Origin of the sequence: Mycobacterium saskatchewanense (assembly GCF_010729105.1) — a bacterium.
Taxonomy (GTDB): domain Bacteria; phylum Actinomycetota; class Actinomycetes; order Mycobacteriales; family Mycobacteriaceae; genus Mycobacterium; species Mycobacterium saskatchewanense.
The window spans coordinates 2158444-2182189 of record NZ_AP022573.1 but is presented as its reverse complement, the minus strand read 5'-3'; the positions used below and the strand labels follow the sequence as shown (position 1 = coordinate 2182189).

At 69.2% G+C, this 23746-nt stretch carries 16 protein-coding genes and 2 pseudogenes; 9 read left to right on the top strand and 9 right to left on the bottom strand.

The genetic code is table 11. The features are described 5' to 3' along the window. Window positions 1–101: 101 nt before the first annotated feature. Entirely contained in the window at window positions 102–1133 is a 1032-nt protein-coding gene (locus tag G6N56_RS10040) for an LLM class flavin-dependent oxidoreductase (RefSeq protein WP_085254125.1), read from the top strand. A 63-nt stretch (window positions 1134–1196) separates the two neighbouring features. On the opposite strand, the gene G6N56_RS10035 is transcribed toward G6N56_RS10040, so the two are convergent. Next, window positions 1197–1631 (bottom strand): HIT family protein, encoded by a 435-nt coding sequence (locus tag G6N56_RS10035; RefSeq protein WP_085254112.1) that lies wholly within the window; start codon window positions 1629–1631, stop codon window positions 1197–1199. A gap of 73 nt (window positions 1632–1704) precedes the next feature. Between G6N56_RS10035 and G6N56_RS10030 the strand changes: the two genes are divergently transcribed. The 3 genes from G6N56_RS10030 (at window position 1705) to G6N56_RS10020 (ending at window position 5554) form a co-directional block, all read left to right on the top strand. Beyond that, window positions 1705–3096 (top strand): amidase, encoded by a 1392-nt coding sequence (locus G6N56_RS10030; protein WP_085254111.1) that lies wholly within the window; start codon window positions 1705–1707, stop codon window positions 3094–3096. A gap of 73 nt (window positions 3097–3169) precedes the next feature. Next, window positions 3170–4306: an adenylate/guanylate cyclase domain-containing protein gene (locus G6N56_RS10025; RefSeq protein WP_163645101.1), complete on the top strand. Its 1137-nt coding sequence runs from the start codon at window positions 3170–3172 to the stop codon at window positions 4304–4306. Window positions 4307–4969: 663 nt separating this feature from the next. After that, a complete protein-coding gene (locus G6N56_RS10020) occupies window positions 4970–5554 on the top strand; it encodes an ATP-binding transcription factor AbmR (protein ID WP_085254110.1) in 585 nt (194 codons plus the stop codon). Window positions 5555–5591: 37 nt separating this feature from the next. Here G6N56_RS10020 and G6N56_RS10015 read toward each other — a convergent pair. The 7 genes and pseudogenes from G6N56_RS10015 to G6N56_RS09980 all read right to left on the bottom strand — a co-directional run bounded on the left by G6N56_RS10015 (window position 5592) and on the right by G6N56_RS09980 (window position 16482). Further along, window positions 5592–7309, bottom strand: a pseudogene (locus G6N56_RS10015) (serine/threonine-protein kinase PknH/PknJ). 177 nt (window positions 7310–7486) lie between these two features. Continuing rightward, a pseudogene (locus G6N56_RS28985) lies at window positions 7487–8483 on the bottom strand (ABC transporter ATP-binding protein); the annotation flags it as partial. A gap of 15 nt (window positions 8484–8498) precedes the next feature. Further along, the gene (locus tag G6N56_RS10000; protein WP_085255520.1) at window positions 8499–10238 is read right to left on the bottom strand and encodes a serine/threonine-protein kinase; all 1740 of its coding nucleotides are present in this window, start codon (window positions 10236–10238) and stop codon (window positions 8499–8501) included. A gap of 200 nt (window positions 10239–10438) precedes the next feature. Continuing rightward, complete coding sequence (locus tag G6N56_RS09995) at window positions 10439–11584, bottom strand: BTAD domain-containing putative transcriptional regulator (RefSeq protein ID WP_085255534.1); 1146 nt, start codon at window positions 11582–11584, stop codon at window positions 10439–10441. A gap of 236 nt (window positions 11585–11820) precedes the next feature. Further along, complete coding sequence (locus G6N56_RS09990) at window positions 11821–12534, bottom strand: C39 family peptidase (protein WP_085255519.1); 714 nt, start codon at window positions 12532–12534, stop codon at window positions 11821–11823. Between the two features lie 244 nt (window positions 12535–12778). Further along, window positions 12779–14719 carry an ABC transporter ATP-binding protein gene (locus G6N56_RS09985; RefSeq protein WP_085255518.1) on the bottom strand — a complete coding sequence of 647 codons (1941 nt, stop codon included), beginning with the start codon at window positions 14717–14719 and terminating at the stop codon, window positions 12779–12781. Beyond that, entirely contained in the window at window positions 14716–16482 is a 1767-nt protein-coding gene (locus G6N56_RS09980) for an ABC transporter ATP-binding protein (RefSeq protein ID WP_085255533.1), read from the bottom strand. The genes G6N56_RS09985 and G6N56_RS09980 overlap by 4 nt, the downstream gene beginning before the upstream one ends. Window positions 16483–16643: 161 nt before the next feature. On the opposite strand from G6N56_RS09980, the gene G6N56_RS09975 reads away from it, so the two are divergent. Beyond that, window positions 16644–17201, top strand: coding sequence for a DUF3558 domain-containing protein (locus G6N56_RS09975; RefSeq protein ID WP_085255517.1), 558 nt, complete (start codon window positions 16644–16646; stop codon window positions 17199–17201). Further along, window positions 17198–17758, top strand: a complete 561-nt coding sequence (locus G6N56_RS09970; RefSeq protein ID WP_085255516.1) for a DUF3558 domain-containing protein — start codon at window positions 17198–17200, stop codon at window positions 17756–17758. The genes G6N56_RS09975 and G6N56_RS09970 overlap by 4 nt, the downstream gene beginning before the upstream one ends. Window positions 17759–17761: 3 nt before the next feature. Here G6N56_RS09970 and G6N56_RS09965 read toward each other — a convergent pair whose 3' ends face one another. Next, window positions 17762–18262 carry a SixA phosphatase family protein gene (locus G6N56_RS09965; protein ID WP_085255515.1) on the bottom strand — a complete coding sequence of 167 codons (501 nt, stop codon included), beginning with the start codon at window positions 18260–18262 and terminating at the stop codon, window positions 17762–17764. A 156-nt stretch (window positions 18263–18418) separates the two neighbouring features. On the opposite strand from G6N56_RS09965, the gene G6N56_RS09960 reads away from it, so the two are divergent. The 3 genes from G6N56_RS09960 (at window position 18419) to G6N56_RS09950 (ending at window position 23742) form a co-directional block, all read left to right on the top strand. Beyond that, entirely contained in the window at window positions 18419–19867 is a 1449-nt protein-coding gene (locus tag G6N56_RS09960; protein ID WP_085255514.1) for a PE domain-containing protein, read from the top strand. A gap of 117 nt (window positions 19868–19984) precedes the next feature. Continuing rightward, window positions 19985–21130 (top strand): metallophosphoesterase family protein, encoded by a 1146-nt coding sequence (locus G6N56_RS09955; protein ID WP_085255513.1) that lies wholly within the window; start codon window positions 19985–19987, stop codon window positions 21128–21130. Next, window positions 21127–23742 carry an AAA family ATPase gene (locus G6N56_RS09950; protein ID WP_085255512.1) on the top strand — a complete coding sequence of 872 codons (2616 nt, stop codon included), beginning with the start codon at window positions 21127–21129 and terminating at the stop codon, window positions 23740–23742. Before G6N56_RS09955 ends, G6N56_RS09950 begins: the two co-directional genes overlap by 4 nt. Window positions 23743–23746 lie beyond the last annotated feature (4 nt).

Here is a 23746-nt window from a genome sequence, read left to right as displayed (position 1 = left end):
GAGCAGACGCAAAAGCTTGCGACACGCCGAGCGCGCGGACGATTTGCGTCTGCTCGCCCAGGATGGGGAACGTTCGCACCGCCCATGGCGTTGACGCCATCGTGCATCTTTCAGTACTCGATCTCGTCCCGGTGCGCAGCGACCAGACGACCGGTGACGCGCTGGCGGCCACGGTGCAGCTGGCGCAGGCGGCGGACCGGCTGGGCTTCACCCGCTATTGGGTCGCCGAGCACCACAACATGCCGTCGGTGGGCGCGACCAGCCCGCCGGTCTTGATCGCCTACCTCGCCGCGCAAACCACGCACGTGAGGCTGGGATCGGGTGGCGTGATGCTGCCCAACCACGCGCCGCTGGCCGTGGCCGAGCAATTCGCGCTGCTGGAAGCGGCCGCCCCGGGGCGCATCGACCTGGGCATCGGCCGGGCGCCCGGGTCCGACCCGGTCACCTCGTACGCCCTGCGCGGCGGCCGTGACGACCGCGACATCGAGAATTTTCCCGACTACCTCGACGACGTGGCCGCGCTGATGAGCGCGCGTGGCGTGGTGGTGCCGCTGCGGTCGGGGGAGTACCGGCTCAAGGCCACCCCAGCCGCGGCAGGCGAGCCGCGGCTGTGGCTGCTGGGCTCGTCGATGTACTCCGCGCACTTGGCCGCCGCCAAGGGTCTGCCTTACGTGTTCGCGCATCACTTTTCGGGGCAGGGGACCGAGGAGGCGCTCGAGGTCTACCGTTCCCGCTTCAAGCCCAGCGCCCTGACCCCCGAGCCGCTGACGTTCCTGACGGTCAACGCCGCGGTGGCCGAAACACGAGACGAGGCAATGGCTTTGATGCTGCCCAACCTGCAGGTGATGGCGCGGCTGCGCACCGGGCAGCCGCTGGGGCCGGTTCCGCTGGTCGAGGAGGCCGAAGTGGCCCAGCTCAGCCCGGAACAGCAACGCATCGTGGAAAGCGGGCTGCGGCGCGCGGTCGTCGGCACGGCGGGGGAGGCCGCCGGGCAGCTGCGCGCGCTCGCCGAACGGTTCGACGTCGACGAGGTGATGGTGCATCCGGTCGCGTCGGCGTACCAAGGCACCGACCCCGCCACTGCGCCGGCGCGCGTCAACACTCTGGAACTGCTGGCCAAAGAGCTGTTCTAGTCGGCGGCCGCGGCCCACGAACGCGGCGGGCCGCCGTCCCCGCCGGATCAGGCGGTCAGGGCCTCAGTCCGCTCGGTTCGCGTCGACCCGGGCCAAGGCCTCGCGCAGGATCCGCCCGGTGGCTTCCCGGTCGGGATCCCGGCGCAGCAGCAGCCCCTTGGCCACCGAAAGCTTGTCGCCGTTGCGCCGCGGCAACACGTGCAGGTGGATGTGGAAGACCGTCTGGAAGGCGGCGCGACCGTCGTTGATCGCCACGTTCGTTGCATCGGCCAATTCCGTCGCGCGGGCGGCCCGGGCGATCCGCTGGCCGACGCCCATCATCCCGGCCAGCGTCTCCGGCGGGGTGTCGGTGAGGTCGACGGTGTGGCGTTTGGGCAGCACCAGGGTGTGGCCCCGGGTGAACGGGCGGATGTCGAGAATGGCGAGGTAGTCGTTGTCTTCGTGGATCCGGATGGCGGGGGCCTCCCCGGCGACGATCGCGCAGAACACGCAGGACATGTCGCCCACGGTACTGGTCGAGCCGGCCGGGGTGCCCCGGGACCGGCCCCGGTGAGCGGGATACGCTGCCGCAGTGGACGCTCGCGACGTGGCCTTCGCCGGCGCGGCCGCACAGGCCCAGATGCTTGCCGATGGTGAACTGACCTCACCGGACCTGCTCGAGATCTACCTCGAACGAATCGCACGGCTGGACGACCAACTGCGCTGCTATCGCGTGGTGTTGGCCGACGGCGCGCGCTACGAGGCCGCCGTCGCCCAGGACCGCCTCGACGCCGGCGAGCGGCTGCCGCTGCTCGGCGTGCCGATCGCGATCAAGGACGACACCGACGTCGCCGGCGAGGTGACGACCTGCGGTAGCGGTGGCCACGGCCCCGCCGTGACCGCCGACTCGGAGGTGGTCCGCCGGCTGCGCGCCGCGGGCGCGGTCATCATCGGCAAGACGAATGTGCCGGAGCTGATGATGATGCCGTACACCGAGTCGCTGACCTTCGGGGCCACCCGTAACCCGTGGGACCTGCGGCGGACCCCCGGCGGCAGCAGCGGGGGCAGTGCCGCGGCCGTGGCGGCGGGGCTGGCGCCCCTCGCGCTGGGTTCCGACGGCGGCGGCTCGATTCGCATCCCCGCGACGTGGTGCGGACTGTTCGGCCTCAAGCCCCAACGCGACCGGGTGTCCCTGGAGCCGCACGACAACGCGTGGTACGGGCTGAGCGTCAACGGCCCGCTGGCGCGATCGGTGCAGGACGCCGCCCTGTTCCTGGACGCGACATCGACGGTGCCCGGGCCCGAAGGCGAGTTCACCGACGCGGCGGCGCGTGACCCCGGCACGTTGCGAATCGCCCTGAGCGCCAAGTCGCCGACTCCGCTGCCCGTGCGGGTCGGCAAGGCGGAGCTGACGGCGCTCGAGCAGGCCGGCGCGCTGTTTCGCGATCTCGGCCATGAGGTGGTCGTGGCCGATCCCGACTATCCGGCCACGGTGATCCCGGCGAACTACCTGCCCCGATATTTGCGGGGCATCAGCGACGAGGCGGACGCGCAGGCCCATCCCGAGCGTCTCGAACCCCGCACCCGCAACATCGCGCGCCTCGGTTCCTACTTCTCGGACCGGCGAATGGAAGCCATCGTGGCCGCGGAACCGGCGCTGAACGCGCGCATCCAGTCGATCTTCGACGACGTCGACGTCGTCGTCACGCCGGGCACGGCGGCCGGGCCTTCGCGCATCGGTGCCTACCACCGCCGGGGCGCGGTGTCGACGCTGCTGCTGGTGGCGCAGCGCGTGCCCTACCAGCAGATTTGGAACCTGACCGGCCAGCCGGTTGCGTCCGTGCCCTGGGACCTCGACGGTGCCGGTCTGCCGATGTCGGTGCAGCTCGTCGGTCGCGCTTACGACGAGGCGACTCTGTTGTCGCTGTCGGCGCAGATCGAAACGGCGCGGCCGTGGGCGCACCGCCGGCCCCCGTTCTCCTGAGCCGGCGACGCACCGCGGTGCACCCGCACAACGGTCGAACCCGTTGATCTGGTCGGCGTTGTACCTTCACGTCGTGGAGGAAGAGGGGCAGAACCAACAAATCGGCGATCTGCTCGACGGGCTCGAGGGCGCCGCCCGCGCCGAGCGGGCGGAGCTCGTGGAATGGCTGTTCGAGCAGGGCGTCACCGCCGACGAGATCCGTGCGACCAGCCCGCCGCTCCTGCTGGCCACCCGGCACCTGGTCGGCGACGACGGCACCTATGTGTCGACCCGGGAGATCAGCGAGACCCACGGCGTCGACCTGGAACTCCTGCAACGGCTGCAGCGTGCCATCGGGCTCGTCTCGGTGGACGATCCGGACGCGGTCGTCCACATGCGCGCGGACGGCGAAGCCGCCGCCTATGCCCAACTGTTCGTGGACCTTGGCCTCGACCCCGACACGGTGGTCCTCGTGGTCCGGGTGCTGGCCGAAGGCCTGTCGCGCGCCGCGGAGGTGATGCGCTACTCCGCGCTCTCGGCGATCATGCGCCCGGGCGCCACCGAGGTCGAAATCGCCAAGGCCTCAAAGGCATTGGTGAGCCAGCTCGCCCCGCTGCTGGGCCCCATGATTCAGGACATGCTGTTCATGCAGCTTCGGCACATGATGGAGACCGAGGCCGTCAACGCCGCCGAGCGGGCCGCCGGCCAACCGCTGCCCGGGGCGCGCGAGGTCACCGTCGGCTTCGCCGACCTCGTCGGGTTCACCCGGATAGGTGAGGCGGTATCGGCCGAAGAGCTGGGGCACCTGGCCAACCGGCTGGCCGACCTCGCCCGCGACGTGACCGCCCCGCCGGTGCGGTTCATCAAGACGATCGGCGACGCCGTGATGTTCGTCTGCCCGGATCCGGTTCCCCTGCTCGACGTCGTCTTGAAGCTCGTCGACGGCGTGGATACCGACAACGACTTCCCCCGGTTGCGGGCCGGGATGGCTTCCGGGATGGCCGTGAGCCGCGCCGGCGACTGGTTCGGCAGCCCCGTCAATGTCGCGAGCCGCGTCACCGGGGTGGCCCGCCCGGGCACGGTGCTGGTCGCGGATTCGGTGTGGGGAGCCATCGAGGATGGCGGGGATTTTGTGGGGTCCTTCGCGGGGGCGCGCCGCCTCAAGGGCATCAAGAACGAAGTCAAGCTGTTCCGTGTGCGCCGGGGAAATGGCGCTCGGGATCGCGGCTGACGCGAGGCGTCGGTCGGGACAACACGAGCGTCAGCGCGGGACGGCCCGTTGCACCCTGATTTCCTGGGCGGCCCGGCGTGCCGCCTCCGCACGCAAGCGTGCCGTGCGCGCCACTTCCCGGTTTTGCTGTGCCTGCGTCAGCGCGCGACTCAGCTCCAGAGGGGGCACCGTCGCAGCGAGAGCGATGCGTCGGGCGCGGACGCGGTGGGCCTTTTGCCGGCACGCGTTGCAGCAATAGCGCGCATCCGCGCGACCGTAGAACGCGGTGCCGCACCCATGGCACCGCAGCCGGAGTGCGGCCACACCGGCATGTTAGGGCAGTCCGCAGGTTTGCGCATCACGATCGTGCAGGATTCACCCTCAATGGTTCGCCAAAAGCGGAGCGTCGGGTGGGCGGACGACGCGGCGTAGACGTAGGCAGGCCCGGGCGACTCTGGGGGCGTACGTCTCCGTCATGCGCGTGTCGTACGTGGCCGGATTCCTATCCCATTCTCCGGCGCTTCGAATCGGTCGCTTCCGGGCCTGCTTCACTAGCAAAAATACAACGTTGAGCTGGCCACATCAATGGTTCCGCGGACGAAGGCGGTCCCGACGCGCGGTCGGCAGGTTCACCCTCGGCGAACGCCCATTCCGTTACCAATGCAACGGTGTAATCATGTAATCATGAAATCACATCACACCCACGGCAGGCGGTATGGCCGTCCCGGCGGTTGGCAGCAAGCCCAGCAACCCGACGCGAGCGGCGCCGCGGAGTGGTTCGCCGGACGCCTCCCAGAATCGTGGTTCGAGGGCGACCCGACTGTCGTCGTCGACCGTGAAGAGATCACGGTCGTCGGCAAGCTGGCGGAACAGGAAGGTGCCGGACAGGCGGAAAGCGGGGACCGCGCCAAGGGCCGGGTCGCCCGGTTCCGGGAAGAAACCCGGTCGGAGCGGATGCGCATCGCCGACGAAGCGGAGGATCGTTACGGGCGCAAGGTTTCCTGGGGCGTCGAGGTGGGTTCCGAATCGGGCGCGGAGCGAATCCTGTTCACCCACATCGCCGTACCGGTCATGACACGCCTGAAGCAGCCGGAACGGCAGGTGCTCGACACGTTGGTCGACGCGGGTGTCGCGCGGTCGCGGGCCGACGCGCTCGCGTGGGCGGTCAAGCTGGTCGGTGAGCACACCGAGGACTGGCTGGCCAAGCTGCGAGAGGCGATGTCCGCGGTGGACGACCTGCGTGCGCAGGGGCCCGACCTTCCGTCATAGGGCGGGGCGTTGCGCGACTTGACCTCTGGTCGCGTGACTATTCCTTGTCGATCTTGCCGACGATCTTGTCGGCGATCTGGATGCCCTGATCGGTGATGTGGTACCCGCACGCTTTGAGGTCGACGATCACGTTGTTCGCGACGCTCGCAACGCGCTGGCACGCCCACCCTTCGGCGCCCTCCTGGGTCTCCGTCATGCTGATCTTCGGCGGGGCGCCCTCGAGTTGCCCGAGTGTCCACCGATAGCTCTTACCGTTGCTATTGGTCACGCTCACGCTCTTACCCGCGCAGCCCTTCCACTTGTCCACCGACGTCTGCAGGAAAGCCTTTGCCTTGTCGGCGGTCGGAAACCCGACCACCGCCTGGTCCACCCAGTGGTCGTTGTTGTCGCCCGGTTCCCGGGACACCACGTCGTTCACCCCCGTATAACCGCTGCCGGCGTACACCGTGCTCTGGCTCGCATAAAGGGCGGCGCGGCAGTCCGGCGCTGAGAGCGTCGCCGAGGATGTGTCCATGGACGTGATGGGGCTCCCGGGCTCGATACTCGAACCACCCATGATCGAGTTGATCTCGGAAGGGTCCAGCAGCAGTGCGGCGAGGCGATCCGTCGGGACGGGGTCCGGTGGCGGCACCGGCTTGGGTCGGAAGATGAACCACGCGCCCACGCCACCGATGACGAGCACCAGCACGGCGGCGATGGCGGCGACGAGGGGCCAGGGGTTGCGTTTGCGTTGGGGAGGTTGGTTCCAGGGGGCGGGGGGCTGCTGAGGGGGAGGGGTGTTCCAGTTGGGGGCGGGGCTGGGGTAGCTGGGGGTGGCGTAGTACTGCGGGGTGGGCGTGTAGGCCAGTGGGGTCGGGGGTTGGGCGGTGGCCGCTGGGGCGCGGTGCGGTGGTGGGGGCGGGTGGAGGGGGTGGGGGGTGGGGTTGCGGGAAGGGTGGTTCTGGTGGTCGGAAGGATGGAGGGCGTGGCGTAGCGATCTTCGGGCTTTTTGGCCATGCCGCGGGCGATGACGGCGTCGAAGGCTTTCGGGATGCCGGCGCGTTGGGTGCTGGGTTGGGGGATGGGGTCCATCAGGTGGGCGGTGACCAGCACGCTGGCCGAGTCGGCGCGATAGGGCGGCGCGCCGGTCAGGCATTCGTGCAGCACGCAGGCCAGGGCGTAGATGTCGGCGCGGTAAGTGACCTCGTCGTTGGAAAACCGTTCCGGGGCCATGTATTTCCAGGTCCCCACGGCGGTGCCCAGCTGGGTGAGCTTTTCATCGGTGGTGGCGCTGGCGATGCCGAAGTCGACCAGGTAGGCGAAGTCGTCGCGGGTGATAAGGATGTTTTGGGGTTTGACGTCGCGGTGCATGACCCCCGCCGCGTGCGCGGCGTCCAGCGCCGAGGCGACCTGGGTGATGATGGCCACCGCGCGCGGTGGGGGCAGGGCTCCGTAGCGCTTGAGCACGCTGTCGAGGTCGGTGCCCTCGATCAGGCGCATCTCCAGGAACATCTGCCCGTCGATTTCGCCGTAGTCGTGGATGGGCACCACGTGAGGTTCCTGCAAACGCCCGGCGATGCGGGCTTCGCGTTTCATCCTTTCCCGAAACACCGGGTCGTTGCTGAACTCGGCGGTCATCAACTTCACCGCCACCGTCCACTCCTTGACGGTGTGCTCGGCCTCGTAGACCTCGCCCATCCCGCCCCGGCCCAACAGCCGTTTAAGGTGATAGGGCCCCAACACCGAACCCACCCGCGAGGCCTGCCCGTCACTCATCTGAGAACCTCCAAACCAACCAGGCCCGCCGACCATACCAACAATTTCGCGGCCCGATCGGTCGGTTGCAAGCCACGGTCCAGCAATCATGCCGCCGGCCGCCTGGTCCGGACGTGGTGCGGCTCGCCGGCGGCCAGCGGCACGCGGACCGGCCGGCGCGTGACGCCGCCGACCGAATCACCTCCCGGCCTTGCGTTGCGGGTCGAGCCGCCTCAGCGCGATCGCGAGCAGGATCACCAGCACCACGGCCTGCGCGGCGCATGCGCCCGCGGCGATCAGCCAGCTGCTGATCGTGTAGTCCCACAGCGGATCCTGATCCCCGGCCGCGGTCCGGCGCAGGTCGTTGAGGTCGACGGTGGACGCCGCCATGGCATAGGCCCACCGCGACGGCGACAGCCACGCCAGCTGCTCGAGCGGGGGCCTGCCCTTCACGCCGAGCATCACGCCGCACAGCACGAGCTCCGCCATCACCACCAGCACCGCCAGCGCTTCCCCCGGTCGGCTTTGCCGATCAGTGTGGAGATCGGCAGGCCGATGATCATCGAAACCACGGTGACGGCGACCGCGACCTCCACCCGCGGCCAGGGCAGCACCACCGATTGGTCGGGAGGCGGTAGGCCCACGACGCCCAGCAGGCCGAGGTGACCGCCAGATACCGCCGGCACAGGGTGAGGAACTGGGTGAACGCGCTCCGCTGCGCGACCGGCCTGGTGGCCGGCCCGGACGGCTGCGGGGGCCGCTGGGCCGGACGGGAACCGGTTAGCGCGTCGTGCAGGGGAGATGCGACGAACCGGCCCGTCCAGTCGGTCGTGGTGTCGTGCTCGAGGAAGTTGAACAGGTCCGCGAAGTCGTCGCAGTTGAAGTAGCTCAGCGCCTGCCGGGGCGGACCGAAGTAGGCCAGGCGACCGCCCGGTGCCAGGATCAGCAACCGGTCGCAAAGGTTGAGCTGGGCGGTGTTGTGGGTGACAACCACGACCGAGCGGCCGTCGTCGGCCAGGCTGCGCAGGGTCTGCATGACCGACTTCGCGTAGCCGGGGTCGAGGCCCGAGGTGGGCTTGTCGAGGAACAGCGGCGACGGTTTGGTCAGCAGTTCCAGCGCAACGCTCGTGCGCTTGCGCTGACCGCCGGACAGGCTGTCGATGCGTTGATCGGCGTGGGCGGTCAGTCCGAGCTCGGCGTCATGACTGCCCTAAGAGTGCGACGTCCACCACTTGTATAGCTGATCGAGGTTGGGTCCTTGGGGTTTTGCGCCGACGAGGGCGAACACCATGGTTTGCTGATTGCTCCACATCACCTGCGGCTCGTCCCCCTTGTAGGTGCCGCACGCGAGCTGCCCGAGGACGGTGTTCGGGTCTTTGGTGTGCCACCAGGTACCCGGTGAAGCCTTGCCGCCCGGGCATGGGACCAGGGTGTCGCTCTTGCTGAAGCCGGTGAAGGCGTCCTGCAACCCCGGCAGGTCCGAGAACAGCCCGTACGCCGAGACCGACGGGCCGTCGGGATCGGTGTTCGGCCCGCACACGACCGAGACGACCGATCCCGGCATCGGTTGGCCCTGCGGCTTGCAGGAGCCGGGCGGGTAGCCGGGTGGCAACAGCCCCAGCAGCCGGTCCACGGTACCGGGGGAGGGGTTCGACGGAGACGTGAATGTCGTTGTGGTCGTTGCGGTTCGGCTCGTCGTTGTGTGTGCGGTGGTCGTCGAGCTTTGCGCCGTTGCGGCGTTGTCGTCGTCGTTGGTGGCGAGCGCGACGCCGATGGCGACGAGGATCAGGACCGCGACGATCGCTGCCGCGACGGCGACGATCACCCAGGGGTTGCGCCTGGGCGGGGCGTGGCCCCACGGCGGCGGCCCGGTGATCGGCCCAGGCACGATCGGCGGCGCACCGGCCCAACGCGTTTGGTAGTACGGGCCGTTGGGCTGATTGGGTCCGCGCATCGGCCCGCTGTCGGCGGGGTGGGCATAGCCGCCGGGCGGGGCCGCCGGGATGCCCCCGGAGTTGAGCGGGTTCACCGGCGCCCGCTGGGGTGCGTCCCGCTGGCCGGGCAGCGTCGATTCCGCGCTGCGGCGCAAGATGTTCACCGTCTGCTCGCGATCGGGGCTGGTAAGCGCGTCCGCAGCGGCGCGCGCCAGCTCACCGGCGCTCGCGTAGCGATCCTGCGGATGTTTGGCCATGCCGCGGGCGATCACGCTGTCGAAGGCCTTCGGGATGCCGGCGCGGTGGAAGCTCGCCCGGGGTACGGGTTCGTTCAGGTGGGCGCTGACCAGCACCCCGGCGCTGTCGGATTGGTATGGCGGGGAGCCGGTCAGGCATTCGTACAAGACGCAAGCCAGCGAGTAGATATCGGCGCGATGATCCACCTTGTCGTTGGAAAAGCGTTCGGGCGCCATGTATTTCCAGGTGCCGATCGCCGTCCCGACCTGGGTGAGTTTCTCGTCGGTGTTGGCGCTGGCGATGCCGAAGTCGACCAGGTAGGCGAAGTCGTCGCGGGTCACCAGGACGTTGGATGGCTTGACGTCGCGGTGGGTCACCCCGGCGGCGTGGGCGGCGTCCAGGGCCGACGCGACCTGGGTGATGATGGCGACCGCTCGGGGCGGGGTGAGCGGCCCGTGGCGCTTGAGCAGACCGTCGAGGTCGGTGCCCTCGATCAGGCGCATCTCCAGGAACATCTGGCCGTCGATCTCGCCGTAGTCGTGGATGGGCACCACGTGCGGTTCCTGCAGCCTGCCGGTGATCCGCGCCTCGCGCTTCATCCGCTCGCGAAACACCGGGTCACGGCTGACGGACTCCGACATCAGCTTGAGGGCGACGGTCCAGCCCTTGACGGTGTGCTCCGCTTCATAGACCTCGCCCATCGCGCCGCGGCCAAGGGTCCGTTTGAGTTCGTACGGACCGAACTTCGACCCCGCCCGCGAGCTCGGCGCCCCGCTCATCCCTGATCCTCCCGCCAACCTTGACCCCGCCGACCCTACCAACAACCGACGCCCGCGACGCGGGGCCAGCAAACGCATTGCCACCTAGGCGCGCGTGGCGAACGGCCGGCGACCAAGAATCATTGCATCACCGGATCTTTCGGCGTGCCCGCCCGTGGGCCGCCGAGCGGCCCGCCTGACCCGTTGCACAGCAACGGAATTCATCCGTCGCTGCCGTCTCCGGTCATCTCGAACGTGAACTCGTGATCGCAGATCCGAATGTGGTCGCCGTCGTGCAGCGTGGCGGCAGAGCGGATCCGCTGGTGTTGGACGTGCACGCCGTTCGACGACCGGAGGTCGTTGATAATGTAGTTGGTGCCGGTGTCGACGATAACGGCATGATTGCGGCTGACGTTGGGGCTGTCGAGCATGATGTCGTTGTCGCTGAGCCGCCCGATCCGGGTCGCCGCCGCCAGCAATGGGTGGCTGCGCCCCGAGGGCTCCCGCAAATATGCGACCGCCTTCTGCCCCGATACCAGGGTGCGCTGGTCGAGTACGGTGATGGTTCCCGCCGCGGTGGTCTTCGCCGATCTCTTGACGTCCAGCGGCTCCTGGCGCAGTATCCGGTCGTTGAGGCCGCGCAGGGTCGGTCCGGGGTCGATGCCGAGGTCTTCGGCGAGCGTCGCCTTGACGCGGCGGAACGCGGCCAGCGCGTCGGATTGGCGCTCGGTGAGGTAGTAGGCCGTGATCAACTGGTTCCACAGCGGCTCGCGGTAGGGGTGTTCCGCGGTCAGGGCTTCCAGCTCCGCGATCACGGACGACGCACGGCCGCAGGCGATTTCGGCCTCCGCCAGGGCCGTGTGAACAAGGATCTTCTCCTCCACCAACGAGATGGCGTAGGTTTCGACGAACTGGAAGTCGCGCAGGTCCTCGAGCACCGGTCCGCGCCACTGCGCCAATGCGGCCGACAGGTGCACGCTGGCCTGCGGGAATCGGCCGGACGCCGCCGCATGCACCCCGGCGGTCTTCTCGGTGATGAACCGGCCGAGATCGCAGGCGTCGTCGGGGACGCTCAGGCGGTAGCCCGGGGGCGCGGCCGCCAACACCCCCTTCGGGTCGATTCCCTGGACGCTCAGGAGCTTCCGCAGATTGGACACGTAGGAATGGATGCTCGCCCGTGCGCCCGACGGGGGCCAGCCCTCCCAGAGCGCGGTGATCAACCGGTCGACACTGACGGCACTGTTGCGGTTCATCAGCAGCAGCGCCAGCACCGCCCGCTGTTTGGGGGTGCCCAATGGCACCGTGGCGCCGTCCACGCTCATCTCCAGCGGCCCGAGCAGGCCGAGTTCGAGACGTGTGTCCACCATCGCGCTTACCAACCCCTCGGATCCTCCGGGCCGCCGTCGATCATCGATGATGTCATTGTGATACGAATCGAGTGGATTCGGTAAGAACCCGCGGATCGCCGCGCATCGCCGGGTTGGCGCGGCGGCGTTGTGCTGGCGGCCCTCCCGTGCCGCGCGGCACACCTGGAAGGTGCTGTCCGCCAAGGCCCTTGCCTGGATCACGCGAATTCTTTTGTTGCTCAAAACGATGTGGGCTGTCAATGACCGACCGTGTCGGTGGAGACGACGACCAGCTCGTTGCTGGTGTCCCACGCCTTGACGAAGAGGGCCATGGGGATCTGCTCGTCGCGGCCCTTGGGGCTTCCGCTGTCGTTGATGTGCACGACGTTGTTCGCGGTGTCGACACCGGTCACCACCACGGCGTGGTCGGACACCGGGTTGCCGTTGTCGTCTTCGGTCTCGATCGGCTGGCCCCAGATCATCTCGGCGTTGACGCTGACCATCACCGCATGGCCAGTGCCCAACAGGTGCTCGACGCCCTCGATGCCGGCGGGGATCCCGGACTTGGCCGCGTGGTCTTTGTCGCTGATCACCGCGTCGATCTTGTACTGCTCGAGCAGGGTGGGCACGTCGCCGAACACGGTGCCCTGCCCCGAGTTCGGGTCCTTGGTGTTGGAGGGCTTGATGTAGATCGAGCCGGGGTGGATGGCGCTCGGCGTGGACTGGGCCTCCTTGATGATCGCCCCCTCCGAGGGTTCCCTGCCGGTCAGTTGGCCGACCAGGTCCGCGCTCGACATGATGACGCAGTCGTCGTACTTCTGGTGGCGCCACCACTGGGCGGCGGCCGCTGGGTCGCCATACATGGTGCCCGAGGCCGCGCCGGCCGGGGTGGCCGACCCCAGGGCGATGACACCGGCGGCCGCCGCGACAGTAACCGCCCTGGCGATGGCGGCGCTCTTGCAGGTCTTCATGGCGTTGTCCTTCTCTCGCTGCCGACCGGCGGTCCGGCGGTTGAGAAAACGTTCTGATCTTGGCCTTTTCGTTATCTCCACGAATTCTTGGAGTGACCCGGCGCCGCTAGGGCGCACGCGGCCGAAAAGACCAACAGGTGCCGACGAAGGCGCAGGCGGTCCGTTGCACGCCCAGGTGTCGACGTAGCCCCCGCCCAGCTTGGTCAGGGCCACCCACTCGGTGTCAACTGAACAGGTGTCGAAGCTAGGCGCGGGTCATCGCGTAGTAGGCGCCCCGCCGGGACAGCAGTTCGGCGTGGTTGCCCTGTTCCACAATGCGGCCCGCCTCCACCACGAGGATGCGGTCGGCATCGCGGATCGTCGAAAGTCTGTGTGCAATAACGAAACTCGTCCGATCTCGACGCAGCTCGGTCATGGCCCGCTGGATCAGAACCTCGGTGCGGGTGTCCACCGAGCTCGTCGCCTCATCCAGGATCAGCAATTGCGGACGGGCCAGGAACGCGCGCGCGATGGTGATGAGTTGCTTCTCGCCGGCGCTGATGTTGCCGCCGTCGCCGCTGATCCGGGTCTGGTAGCCGGCGGGCAGCGTATGCACGAACCGGTCGACGTAGGCGGCGGTGGCGGCCTCCGCCACCTCGTCGGCCGTGGCGTCCGGCCGCCCGTAGGCGATGTTCTCCTCGATCGTCCCCTCGAAGAGCCAGGTGTCCTGCAGGACCATGCCGATTCGCGACCGCAGCGACTCCCGGCTCACCGTGGTGATGTCGACGCCGTCGACGAGGATCCGGCCCGAGTCGACGTCGTAGAAACGCATCAGCAGGTTCACCAGCGTGGTCTTGCCCGCCCCGGTCGGCCCGACGATCGCCACCGTGCTGCCCGGTTCGGCCACCATCGACAGGTCGTGGATCACCGGCACGCCCGCACGGTAGGCGAAGCTCACATGCTCGAACTCGACACGGCCGCGCTGCCCGTTGGTTCCTGGGACGGGCGTCGATCCGCGGTACCCCGCCGCTGGCGGTTCGGGGGCCGCGTCTGGCGGCTCCTCGGGCTCGTCGAGCAGGCCGAACACCCGCTCTGCGCTGGCCACTCCGGATTGCAGCATGTTGTACATCCCGGCGACCTGGCTGAGCGGGGCGTTGAACTGCCGCACGTACTGAATGAACGCCTGGATGTTGCCGAGCGTGATGCGCCCCGTGGCTACCTGGACGCCGCCGACCACGGCCACCGCGACGTAGCCGAGGTTGCCGACGAACGTCGTCGCCGGGCCCACCAGCCCCGAGACGAACTGGGCGCCGAAACTGGCCCGGTAAACGTCGTCGTTGTAGCGGTGGAATTGCTCGCGGGCCGCCGCGCCGTGGCCGAACGTCTTGACCACCGTGAATCCGCTGTAGGTCTCCTCGATGTGGGCGTTGAGGCGCCCGATGCTGGTCCACTGCGCCACGAAGAGGCGTTGCGAGCGCCGCGCGATCGCCCGGGTCACAAGTAACGACAAGGGCACCGTCGCAACGGCGATGAGGGTCAGCACCGGCGCGATGGACAGCATCATCGCAAGCACCGTCAGAAAGGTCAGGATTGCCGTCAGCAGCTGGCTGATGGTCATCGACAGGGACGATTGGACATTGTCGATGTCATTGGTGACCCGGCTGAGCAGTTCACCGCGTTGCCGACCGTCGAAGTACGACAGGGGCAGCCGGTGAACCTTGTCCTCGACGTCGGAGCGCAGCGCCACCATGGTGCGCTGGACTGTGACGTTGAGCAGCCTGGCCTGTCCCCACATCAGCAGTGCGGCGAGCGCATACAGCGCCAGCGCCAGCGCCAGCGTTCTCGCCACGGCACCGAAGTCCACGCCCCGGCCCGGAATCACGCTCATGCCCGACAGCAGGTCGGCGAACGCGTTGTCCCCGTGGGCCCGCGCCGCCGCGACGGCCTGCGCCTTGGTGATCCCGGCCGGCAGCCGTCGGCCGACGACGCCGTTGAACAACAAATCGGTGGCGTGGCCCAGGATTCTCGGCACGACGACGCCGATCACGGTGCCGGCGATGCCCAGGGAAAGCACCGCCACCGTCAGTCCTCGCTGCGGCGCAAGCCGTTTGAGTAGCCGGGTGGCCGATCCCCAGAAGTCGCGCGAGCGGGCCGCCGGGGCCGCCGCCGGCGCCCCGCGGACCGGCTTCCGGGGCGCGGCACTCACGGCGTGCCCCCGACGCGACCAGAGCGCGCCGCGTCGACCGACTGTGAGTCGGCGAACTCCGCGTAGGTGGGGCAGTCGGCCAGCAATGATTCGTGCGTGCCACGCCCCACCAGCGCCCCGTTGTCGACGACGATCACCTGGTCTGCCTGGGCTGCGGTCGAAACTCGTTGCGTCACAAGGATCGTCGTGGCGTCGGCAAAGGCGTCGCGCAGCGCCTTACGGACGCGGGCGTCGGTGTGCACGTCCAGCGCGGCGAACGAGTCGTCGAACAGGAAGATGGCCGGGCGACGGATGACGGCGCGGGCGATCGCCAGGCGTTGCCGCTGGCCGCCCGACAGATTGATGCCGCCCTGCGCGACGCGCATGCGCAGGCCGTCATCGTGCGCCCGCACGAACCCATCTGCGTCGGCCACGCGCAGCGCTTCCCACATCTGTTCGTCCGTGACCACCTGGCCGGGCGCGGCGCCGTAGCTCAGGTTGTCCGCGACGGTGCCAGAGAAGAGGTACCCGCGCTGGGGCACCAGCCCGATCGCCGACCACAGCGTCTCGGTGCGGTAGTCGCGGACGTCGACGTCGTCGACGAGGACGGCCCCGCCCGTCACGTCGTAGAGCCGGCAGATCAGGGAGATCAGTGTCGACTTGCCTGAACCGGTGCTGCCGACGATCGCGGTGGTGGTGCCGGGCCGCGCCGTCAGCGAGATGTCTTCCACCACAGGACGTTCCGCGCCCGGGTAGGTGAAGGTCGCCCGGTCCAGGCGCACCTCCCCGGCGATGCCGCCCGACGGGGCCACCGGCTGCTCCGGATCGCCGACCGCGGCGCGGGTGGTCAGCACCTCGGTGATCCGTTCGGCACACACCGACGCTCGCGGCAGCACGACGAGCGTCATCGTCGCCATCAGGACCGCCATCAGGATCTGCGTGAAGTAGGCGAGGAAGGCGGTGAGCGAACCGACCTGCATCTCGCCGCGGTCGATGCGCAGCCCACCGAACCAGATCAGAGCGACGCTGGACAGGTTGATGGTCAGCGTGGTCACCGGCAGCATCAGCGCCTGCAGATTGCCCGCGCCCAGCGCCGTCTCGGACAGGGAGGTGTTGGCCCGGGCGAAGCGGTCGCGCTCGAAGGGCTCCCGCGCGAAGGCGCGCACCACCCGCACGCCGGACAGCTGGTCGCGCATGACCCGGTTGATGCCATCGATCAGGCCCTGCATGCGGCGCAGCAGCGGCAGCATCCGCGACATGATGAGGTAGTTCGCCACCGCCATGGTGGGAACGCTCACCAGCAGCAGCCAGGTCAGCGCGGCTTCCTGATGGATGGCCATGGCGATTCCGCCGACGCACATGATCGGGGCGGTGACGAGCACTGTCGCCGATATCTGCACCAGGTACTGGATCTGCCGGACGTCGTTGGTGCTGCGGGTCAGCAGCGTGGGGGCGCCGAACCGCGCGGTTTCTCGCTCGGAGAAGGTGGTCACGTGATCGAACACCGCGCGCCGGAGGTCGCGGCCCAAGCCCATCCCCGTTCGGGAGCCGAAATAGGTGGCAGCCACCGAGCACAGCACCTGGAAGCCGGTGACCGCCAGCATCACCAGGCCGAGCCCGACGATGGTGGCGGTGTCGCCCCTGGCGACGCCGTCGTCGATGATCGCGGCGTTGACCGTCGGCAGGTACAGCGATCCCATGGTGCTGAGCAACTGGAGCCCCATCAGCGCCGCGACCAGCCGACGGTACGGCCGGATGTACTGGCGCAGCAGTGCCAGGAGCATCTGGTAACTGTCGCACACCGCCGGCGCCCGGGTCGCGACCACCGCGCGGGGGTGCCACCCGCATCGCCGGATCGAAATGCCTGCTCAGATGGCGCGTCGGTGGTTGACCCACGGGGCTGCCGCTACAGTGCATCGTGTGACCTGCAGTTGGCATACCAGCGGTGCGGCGTAGCGTGAGGGCGCTGGCTGTTGCGGCATCGGTCCTGATGATCCTGATCCCGACGGTCACCGCCTGCTCCAGCGGCGGCGACAACAAGCCGGGCTCGTCGGGCCCCTCGACGTCGGGGAACGCGGAGGGTCACCACGGGCCGATGTTCCCGCAATGCGGCGGCGTCAGCGATCAGACGGTGGCGGAGCTGACGAAGATGAGCGGGCTGGTCAACACCGCCCGGAACTCGGTGGGCTGTCAGTGGCTGGCGGGCGGCGGAATCCTGGGGCCGCACTTCTCCTTCTCCTGGTACCGCGGCAGCCCGATCGGGCGCGAGCGCAAGACCGAGGAGTTGTCACGCGCGAGCGTCGAGGACGTCAACATCAACGGGCACGGTGGCTTCATCGCGATCGGCAACGAGCCCAATCTGGGCGACTCGCTCTGCGAGGTCGGCATCCAATTTCAGGACGACTTCATCGAATGGTCGGTCAGCTTCAACCAGAAACCGTTTCCGCCACCGTGCGACATAGCGAAAGAACTTGCCCGTCAGTCGATTGCGAACTCCAAATGATCGCCCCGACGGGTTTCGGCCGCCGTGCGAAAGCCGCCGCCACCGTGGCGATCCTCGCCCTGCTGGTCCTGACCGGCTGCTCGAAGTCGATCGGTGGGACCGCGATCAAGGCCGGTGGCAACGTCCCGCGCAACAACAACTCCCAGCAGCAGTATCCGAACCTGCTCAAGGAGTGTGAGGTGCTGACCAGCGACATCCTCGCCAAGACCGTCGGCGCGGATCCGCTCGACATCCAGAGCACGTTCGTCGGAGCGATCTGCCGGTGGCAGGCGGCCAACCCGGCCGGTCTCATCGACATCACCCGGTTCTGGTTCGAGCAGGGCAGCCTGTCCGAGGAGCGCAAGGTCGCCGACTTCCTCAAGTACAAGGTCGAGAGCCGCAACATCGCCGGGATCGAGTCGATCGTCATGCGTCCCGACGACCCCAACGGCGCGTGTGGGGTGGCCAGCGACGCGGCGGGGGTCGTGGGCTGGTGGGTCAATCCTCAGGCGCCGGGGATCGACGCCTGTGGGCAGGCCCTCAAGCTCATGGAACTGACCCTGGCCACCAACTCCTGAGCGTTACCGCGGCACTTCGAAGCCGGTCAGGGCCGCTCGGCCGGGTTCCAGCGCCTTCCAGCCGCAGGGCACGTCGAGCACGGCGATGGCCGATGTCGGAAATTTCACGGAAACGCGTTCCAGCGCAGCGTCGTTCGAGCCGTTGTCGGCCAGGATGAGCGCCAACTCGGACATCGTGGGCTCGTGGCCGACGACCAGCAGGGTGCCGACGTCGTCGGCCGTCCGCGAGATCTCGTCGATCATCGTCCCGGGCGTACTTGCGTAGATCCGATCGGTGAACCGGGTCGGGGCGTCGACCCGGGTGTTTTCCAGGGTCTGTCGCGCCCGGGTGGCGGTGGAGCACAGCACCGCGTCGATGACGGGCGCGTGGGCGCGCAACCAGTCACCGGCCAATCCGGCCTCACGAATGCCACGGGGCGCCAGCGGGCGGTCATGGTCGGCGACGCCCTCCGGGTAATCCGACTTCGCGTGCCGCATCAGCAATAGGGTGCGCCGACGGTTCATCGGGCTCACGATAATGAGTGGACACTTCGAGTGCCATGGCGCGCGCAATTGCGACTCTTCGGCCAAATGCTCCGGATATTTCAAATTGTGAACAAATAACGGGTTTCCTCGGTACCTTCTGAGCTGTCCTGAGCTTGCCGGGGATGGGAGCCGCCGATGTCGCCCTATGTGATCGCAGCGACCGAGGCCGTCGCCGTGGTGTCCGAGGACCTGACGGGGCTCGGCGAGGCGCTCAAGGGGGCGGCCGCCGCCGCGGCGCCCTCGACGACCAGGATCATTGCGGCGGCCGGTGACGAGGTGTCCGCGGCCGTCGCGAGCCTGTTCGGCGGTTACGCGCAGGAATTTCAAACGCTGACGGCGCGGGCGACGCAGTTCCAAGCCCAGTTCGCGCACGCGCTGAGCGCGGCCGGCGCGGCCTATGCCTCCGCCGAGGCCGCGAACGTGTCGGTGCTGCAGGCGCTGGGGCAACAGGCCGAGAGCCTGGGGGTCTTCGCACCCATCGAGCAACTGTTGGGCCGTCCGCTGTTCTCCACCGGCGCCGGGACCGGCGGAGCGCCGGGCGCCGGGGCGGGCGGCATCCCCAACGCCACGGTCACCCCCACCGGCGGAGCGTTGCCGACCAACACCACCGCGGCCCTCACCGCGCCCGCCACGAATGGGGTGACCGGGGTCAAGGTGGGGTTCTCGTTCCTGCAGATTCCGCTCGGCACGTCCTCCTTCTTCGGAATTCCACTGGGCCCCTTCAGCTTCCCCGCCCCGGCGCATTGGTATTTCCCGACGCAGGCGGACGGTTCGGTGCACGCCAACGGCGTCATCTATCTGCAGCACGGCTTCGGGGCGATCGGTTGGTTCTACGACCCGTTGGCCATGCAGCTGGCGCAGCAAACGGACAGCATCGTGGTGGTGCCCACCGTGCCATCGATCCCCTTGCCGTTCGGCGCCTGGCTGAACGCGCCGCAGATGCAGCAGGGCGTGGCCTCGCTGTTCCTGGGCGGCCAGACGGCGCTGAATGTCAGCGCCAACCAGGCCGGCTTCATGGGCAAGCTGCCGTCCGACTTCATCCTGGCCGGGCATTCGGCCGGCGGCGGCCTGGCGACGATCGCCGCCGGCGACTACATCGCGGATCTCGGGGCGAACACCGCCGCCAACAACCTTCGCGGCGTGGTGATGTTCGACGGCGTCGCCTCCGATTCCTCCGCCTTCGCGGCCGCGATCGCCAACCTGCAGGCGTTGCACATCCCCGACTATGTGGTGGCGGCGCCGCCCCAGCCGTGGAACCTCTTCGGTGCCACCACCAACGAGCTGGTCGGTCTGAACCCGGGCCAGTTCGTCGGTGTCGAGCTGGTCAACGGCTCGCACGTCGACTCGATGGTGGGCGAACACCCGCTCGTCGATTTCGTCGCCCAGTTGCTGACCGGGTTCTCCCCTCCGGGGAACACCCAGGCGGTGTACACCCTGTCCACTGGGTGGATCAACGACATCTACGCGGGAGCCGGACCGACCGACCCGATCTACGGCGTCTACGGACCCACCGGCGGCTACGTGTTCCCCGGCGGTCAGGCGATCATTCTGGGCCGGGCAGCCGGGATCGTCTTGCCGGTCTGATCCGGCGGCGGCGGCGGTTCACCCGGACGTGCCGGGCGAGGTCCCGCGTCTTGTCGGTGCGCAGACCTAGACTTCGCGGTGCCCTGATAGCCGCGTTGATCCGAAAGGGGCGCCGCGATGCGATTCCTGCACACCGCCGACTGGCAGCTGGGCATGACCCGCCACTTCCTGGCGGGCGACGCGCAGCCCCGCTTCTCGGCTGCCCGCCGCGACGCGGTGTCCGGTCTGGGCGCGCTCGCCGCCGAGGTCGGCGCCGAGTTCGTCGTGGTGGCGGGGGACGTCTTCGAGCACAATCAGCTGTCCCCGCAGGTCGTCGGCCAGTCCCTCGAAGCCATGCGCGCCATCGGGATTCCCGTCTACCTGCTGCCCGGCAATCACGATCCGCTCGACGCGTCGTCGGTGTACACCAGCGCGCTCTTCACGGCCGACCGCCCCGACAACGTGGTGGTGCTCGACCGGGCCGGCGTGCACGAGGTGCGCCCCGGGGTGGAGATCGTCGCCGCGCCCTGGCGGACCAAGGCGCCCACCACCGACCTGGTCGCTAAGGTCCTGGACGAACTGCCCGGCTCGTCCGAGGCGCCGGTGACCCGGATCCTCGTCGCCCACGGCGGCGTCGACGTGCTCGATCCCGACCGCGACAAACCCTCGCTGATCCGGCTCGCCAGCCTCGACGACGCGCTGGCCCGCGGCGCGCTGCATTATGTGGCGTTGGGGGACAAGCACTCCCGCACGCAGGTGGGTGGCAGCGGCCGCGTGTGGTACTCCGGCGCCCCGGAAGTCACCAATTTCGACGACGTGGAGGCCGACTCGGGTCACGTCCTCGTCGTCGACGTCGACGACAATGGCGTGACCGTCACTTCCCGCCACGTTGGCCGCTGGCGGTTCGTCACGATGCACCGGCAGGTCGACACCAGCCGCGACATCGCCGACCTCGACATGAACCTGGATCTCATGACCGACAAGGACCGCACGGTGGTCCGGCTGGCGCTGACCGGCTCCCTGACGGTGACCGACCGCGCCGCGCTGGACGCCTGCCTCGACAAGTACGCCAGGTTGTTCGCGTGGCTGGGGCTGTGGGAACGCCACAGCGACCTGGCCGTCGTCCCCGCCGACGGAGAGTTCACCGATCTCGGCATCGGCGGATTCGCCGCCGCCGCCGTCGAGGAACTCGTCGCCACCGCCCGGGCGGACACGGAACGGGCCGCCGACGCGCAGGCGGCACTGGCGCTCTTGCTGCGCCTGGCCGATAGGGGTGCCGCATGAAGCTGCATCGACTGGTTCTCACGAACTATCGCGGCATCGCGCACCGGGACATCGAGTTCCCGGACCACGGCGTGGTGGTCGTCTCCGGCGCCAACGAGATCGGCAAGTCGTCCATGGTCGAGGCGCTGGACCTGTTGCTGGAGTCCAAGGACCGCTCGACCAAGAAGGAAGTCAAGCAGGTTAAACCCGCCCACAGCGACGTCGGCTCCGAGGTTCGAGCCGAAATTAGCTGCGGACCATACCGTTTCAGCTACCGCAAGCGTTTCCACAAGAAGTGTGAGACCGAGTTGACGATGCTCGCGCCGCGGCGCGAGCAGCTGACCGGGGACGAAGCGCACGACCGGGTGCGTGCCATGCTGGCCGAGACGGTGGACAACGACCTGTGGCATGCCCAGCGGGTGCTGCAGTCGTCCTCGACCGCCGCGGTGGACCTGTCCGGCTGCGACGCGTTGTCGCGCGCGCTCGACGTCGCGGCCGCCGACAACGGGGGGCCGCAGGGCACCGAGCCGCTGCTGATCGAGCGGATCGACGCCGAATACGCCCGTTACTTCACCGCCACGGGCCGCCCCACCGGCGACTGGGCCGCCGCGATCTCCCGGCTGGCCGCCGCCGAGGCGCAGGTCGCGGAATGCACGGCGAAACTGGCCGAGGTGGACGATCGGGTATCCCGCCACGCCGTCCTCACCGAGCAGGTGGCCGAGCTGTCGCAGCAGCGCATCGCCGCCGGCCCGCGGCTGGCGGCCGCGCGGGCCGCCGCCGAGCGGATCGCCGAGCTCACCGGCGAAGCCCGCGAAGCCGAACTGCTCGCCGCCGCTGAGTCCGCCACGAGCGCCGCGGCCAGCGCCGCCCACAAGGGCCGCCTCCGATTGCTTGCCGAAATCACGACGCGCACGGCCGCCGTCGCCGCCGCCGAAACCGAAGTGCAACTGGCCACCGACGCGCTATCGGTGGCGCGGGCCGCCGCCGAGGCCGCCGACGCCGCCGCCGAGGAGGCCGTGGCACTGCTCGCGCGCCTGCAGCACCGGGCGGAGTGTGCCCGCGGTGCCGTCGACCGGCTCGCCGACCGCGAGGAGGCCGAGCGGCTGCGGTCGCGGTTGGCCAAGATCGACGCCACACAGCACGACCGCGACCGGATCCGCGCCGAGCTGTCGTCGGTGGTGGTCACCGACGATCTGCTGCGGCGGATCGAGGACGCCGCGGCCGCGGTCGACCGCATCGGCGACCAGCTGGCGTTGACGTCGGCGGCGGTCGAGTTCGCGGCCATCACCGACATCGAATTGGACACCGGTGACCGACGGGTGGCCCTGTCGGCGGGCCGAACGTGGTCGACGACCGCGATCGGCCCCACAACGGTCGGGGTCCCCGGTGTGCTGACGGCGCGCATCACGCCCGGCGCGACCACGCTGGACGTCCAGGCGAAATACGCTGCCGCGCAACGGGAGCTGTCCGACGCTCTGACCGAAGCGGACGCCAAGGACGTGGCCGCCGCGCGGGCGGCGGTGGCGCACCGCCGCGAACTGCAGAGCACCCGCGACCAGCTGACCGCCACCCTGGCCGGTCTCCACGGCGACGAACGGGTCGAGGACCTGCGCGAGCGGCTCGCGCGGCTGAGCGCGGGCAACGGGCCGGACGTCGCCGAGATGGATGCCGACGCCGCGCGCGCCGAACTCGAGGTGGCCGAGGCAGCCCGCGTGGCCGCCGCCGCCCACTGCGAGACCAGTCGACGCACCGCCGCGGCGGCCGCCGGCAGGCTCGCCGAATTGGTCACGCGCACAACGGTTGCCGAGAACAAGCTGGAAACTCAACGCGACGAGCTGGCCGCGGTCACCGACCGGCTGGCACACGAGCGGGCGTCGGTCGGGGACGAGCTCCTGGCGGCGGCGGCGGACGCCGGTCTGCTCGCGGCGCAGAGCGCCCAGCGGCGCGTCGCCGAGCTGGCGGACGTCCTGGCGGCCGCCGCGCCGGACGACGTGGCGGCCGAACTGGACGCCGCATCGCAGGCGGCCGAATCCCTGCGGGATCGCTACGAACAGGCGGCCAGCGCGCTGCGTGAGATCGACATCGAGCTGTCCGTGTTCGGCACCGAGGGCCGCCACGGCAAGCTCGACGCCGCCCGAACCGAGCTCGAGCACGCCGCCGGCCAGCACTCGCGGGTGGGCGGCCGCGCCCGCGCCGCGGAGCTGCTGCGCTCGGTGATGGCGCGCCACCGCGACACCACCCGGTTGCGCTACGTCGAGCCCTACCGCGCGGAGTTGCAGCGCCTGGGGCGGCCGGTGTTCGGACCCACCTTCGAGGTGGACATCGATAGCGACCTCTGCATCCGCGCACGCACGCTCAACGGTGTCACGGTGCCGTACGAATCGCTGTCGGGCGGGGCCAAAGAGCAGCTCGGCATCCTGGCGCGGCTGGCGGGGGCCGCCCTGGTCGCCAAGGAGGACACCGTCCCCGTGGTGGTCGACGACGCGCTCGGTTTCACCGACCCCGAGCGGCTGACCAAGATGGGCGAGGTGTTCGACACCATGGGCGCGCACGGGCAGGTGATCGTGTTGACCTGCAGCCCGGACCGCTATGACGGGGTCAAGGGCGCCCACCGCATCGATCTGACCGCGTAGCAAT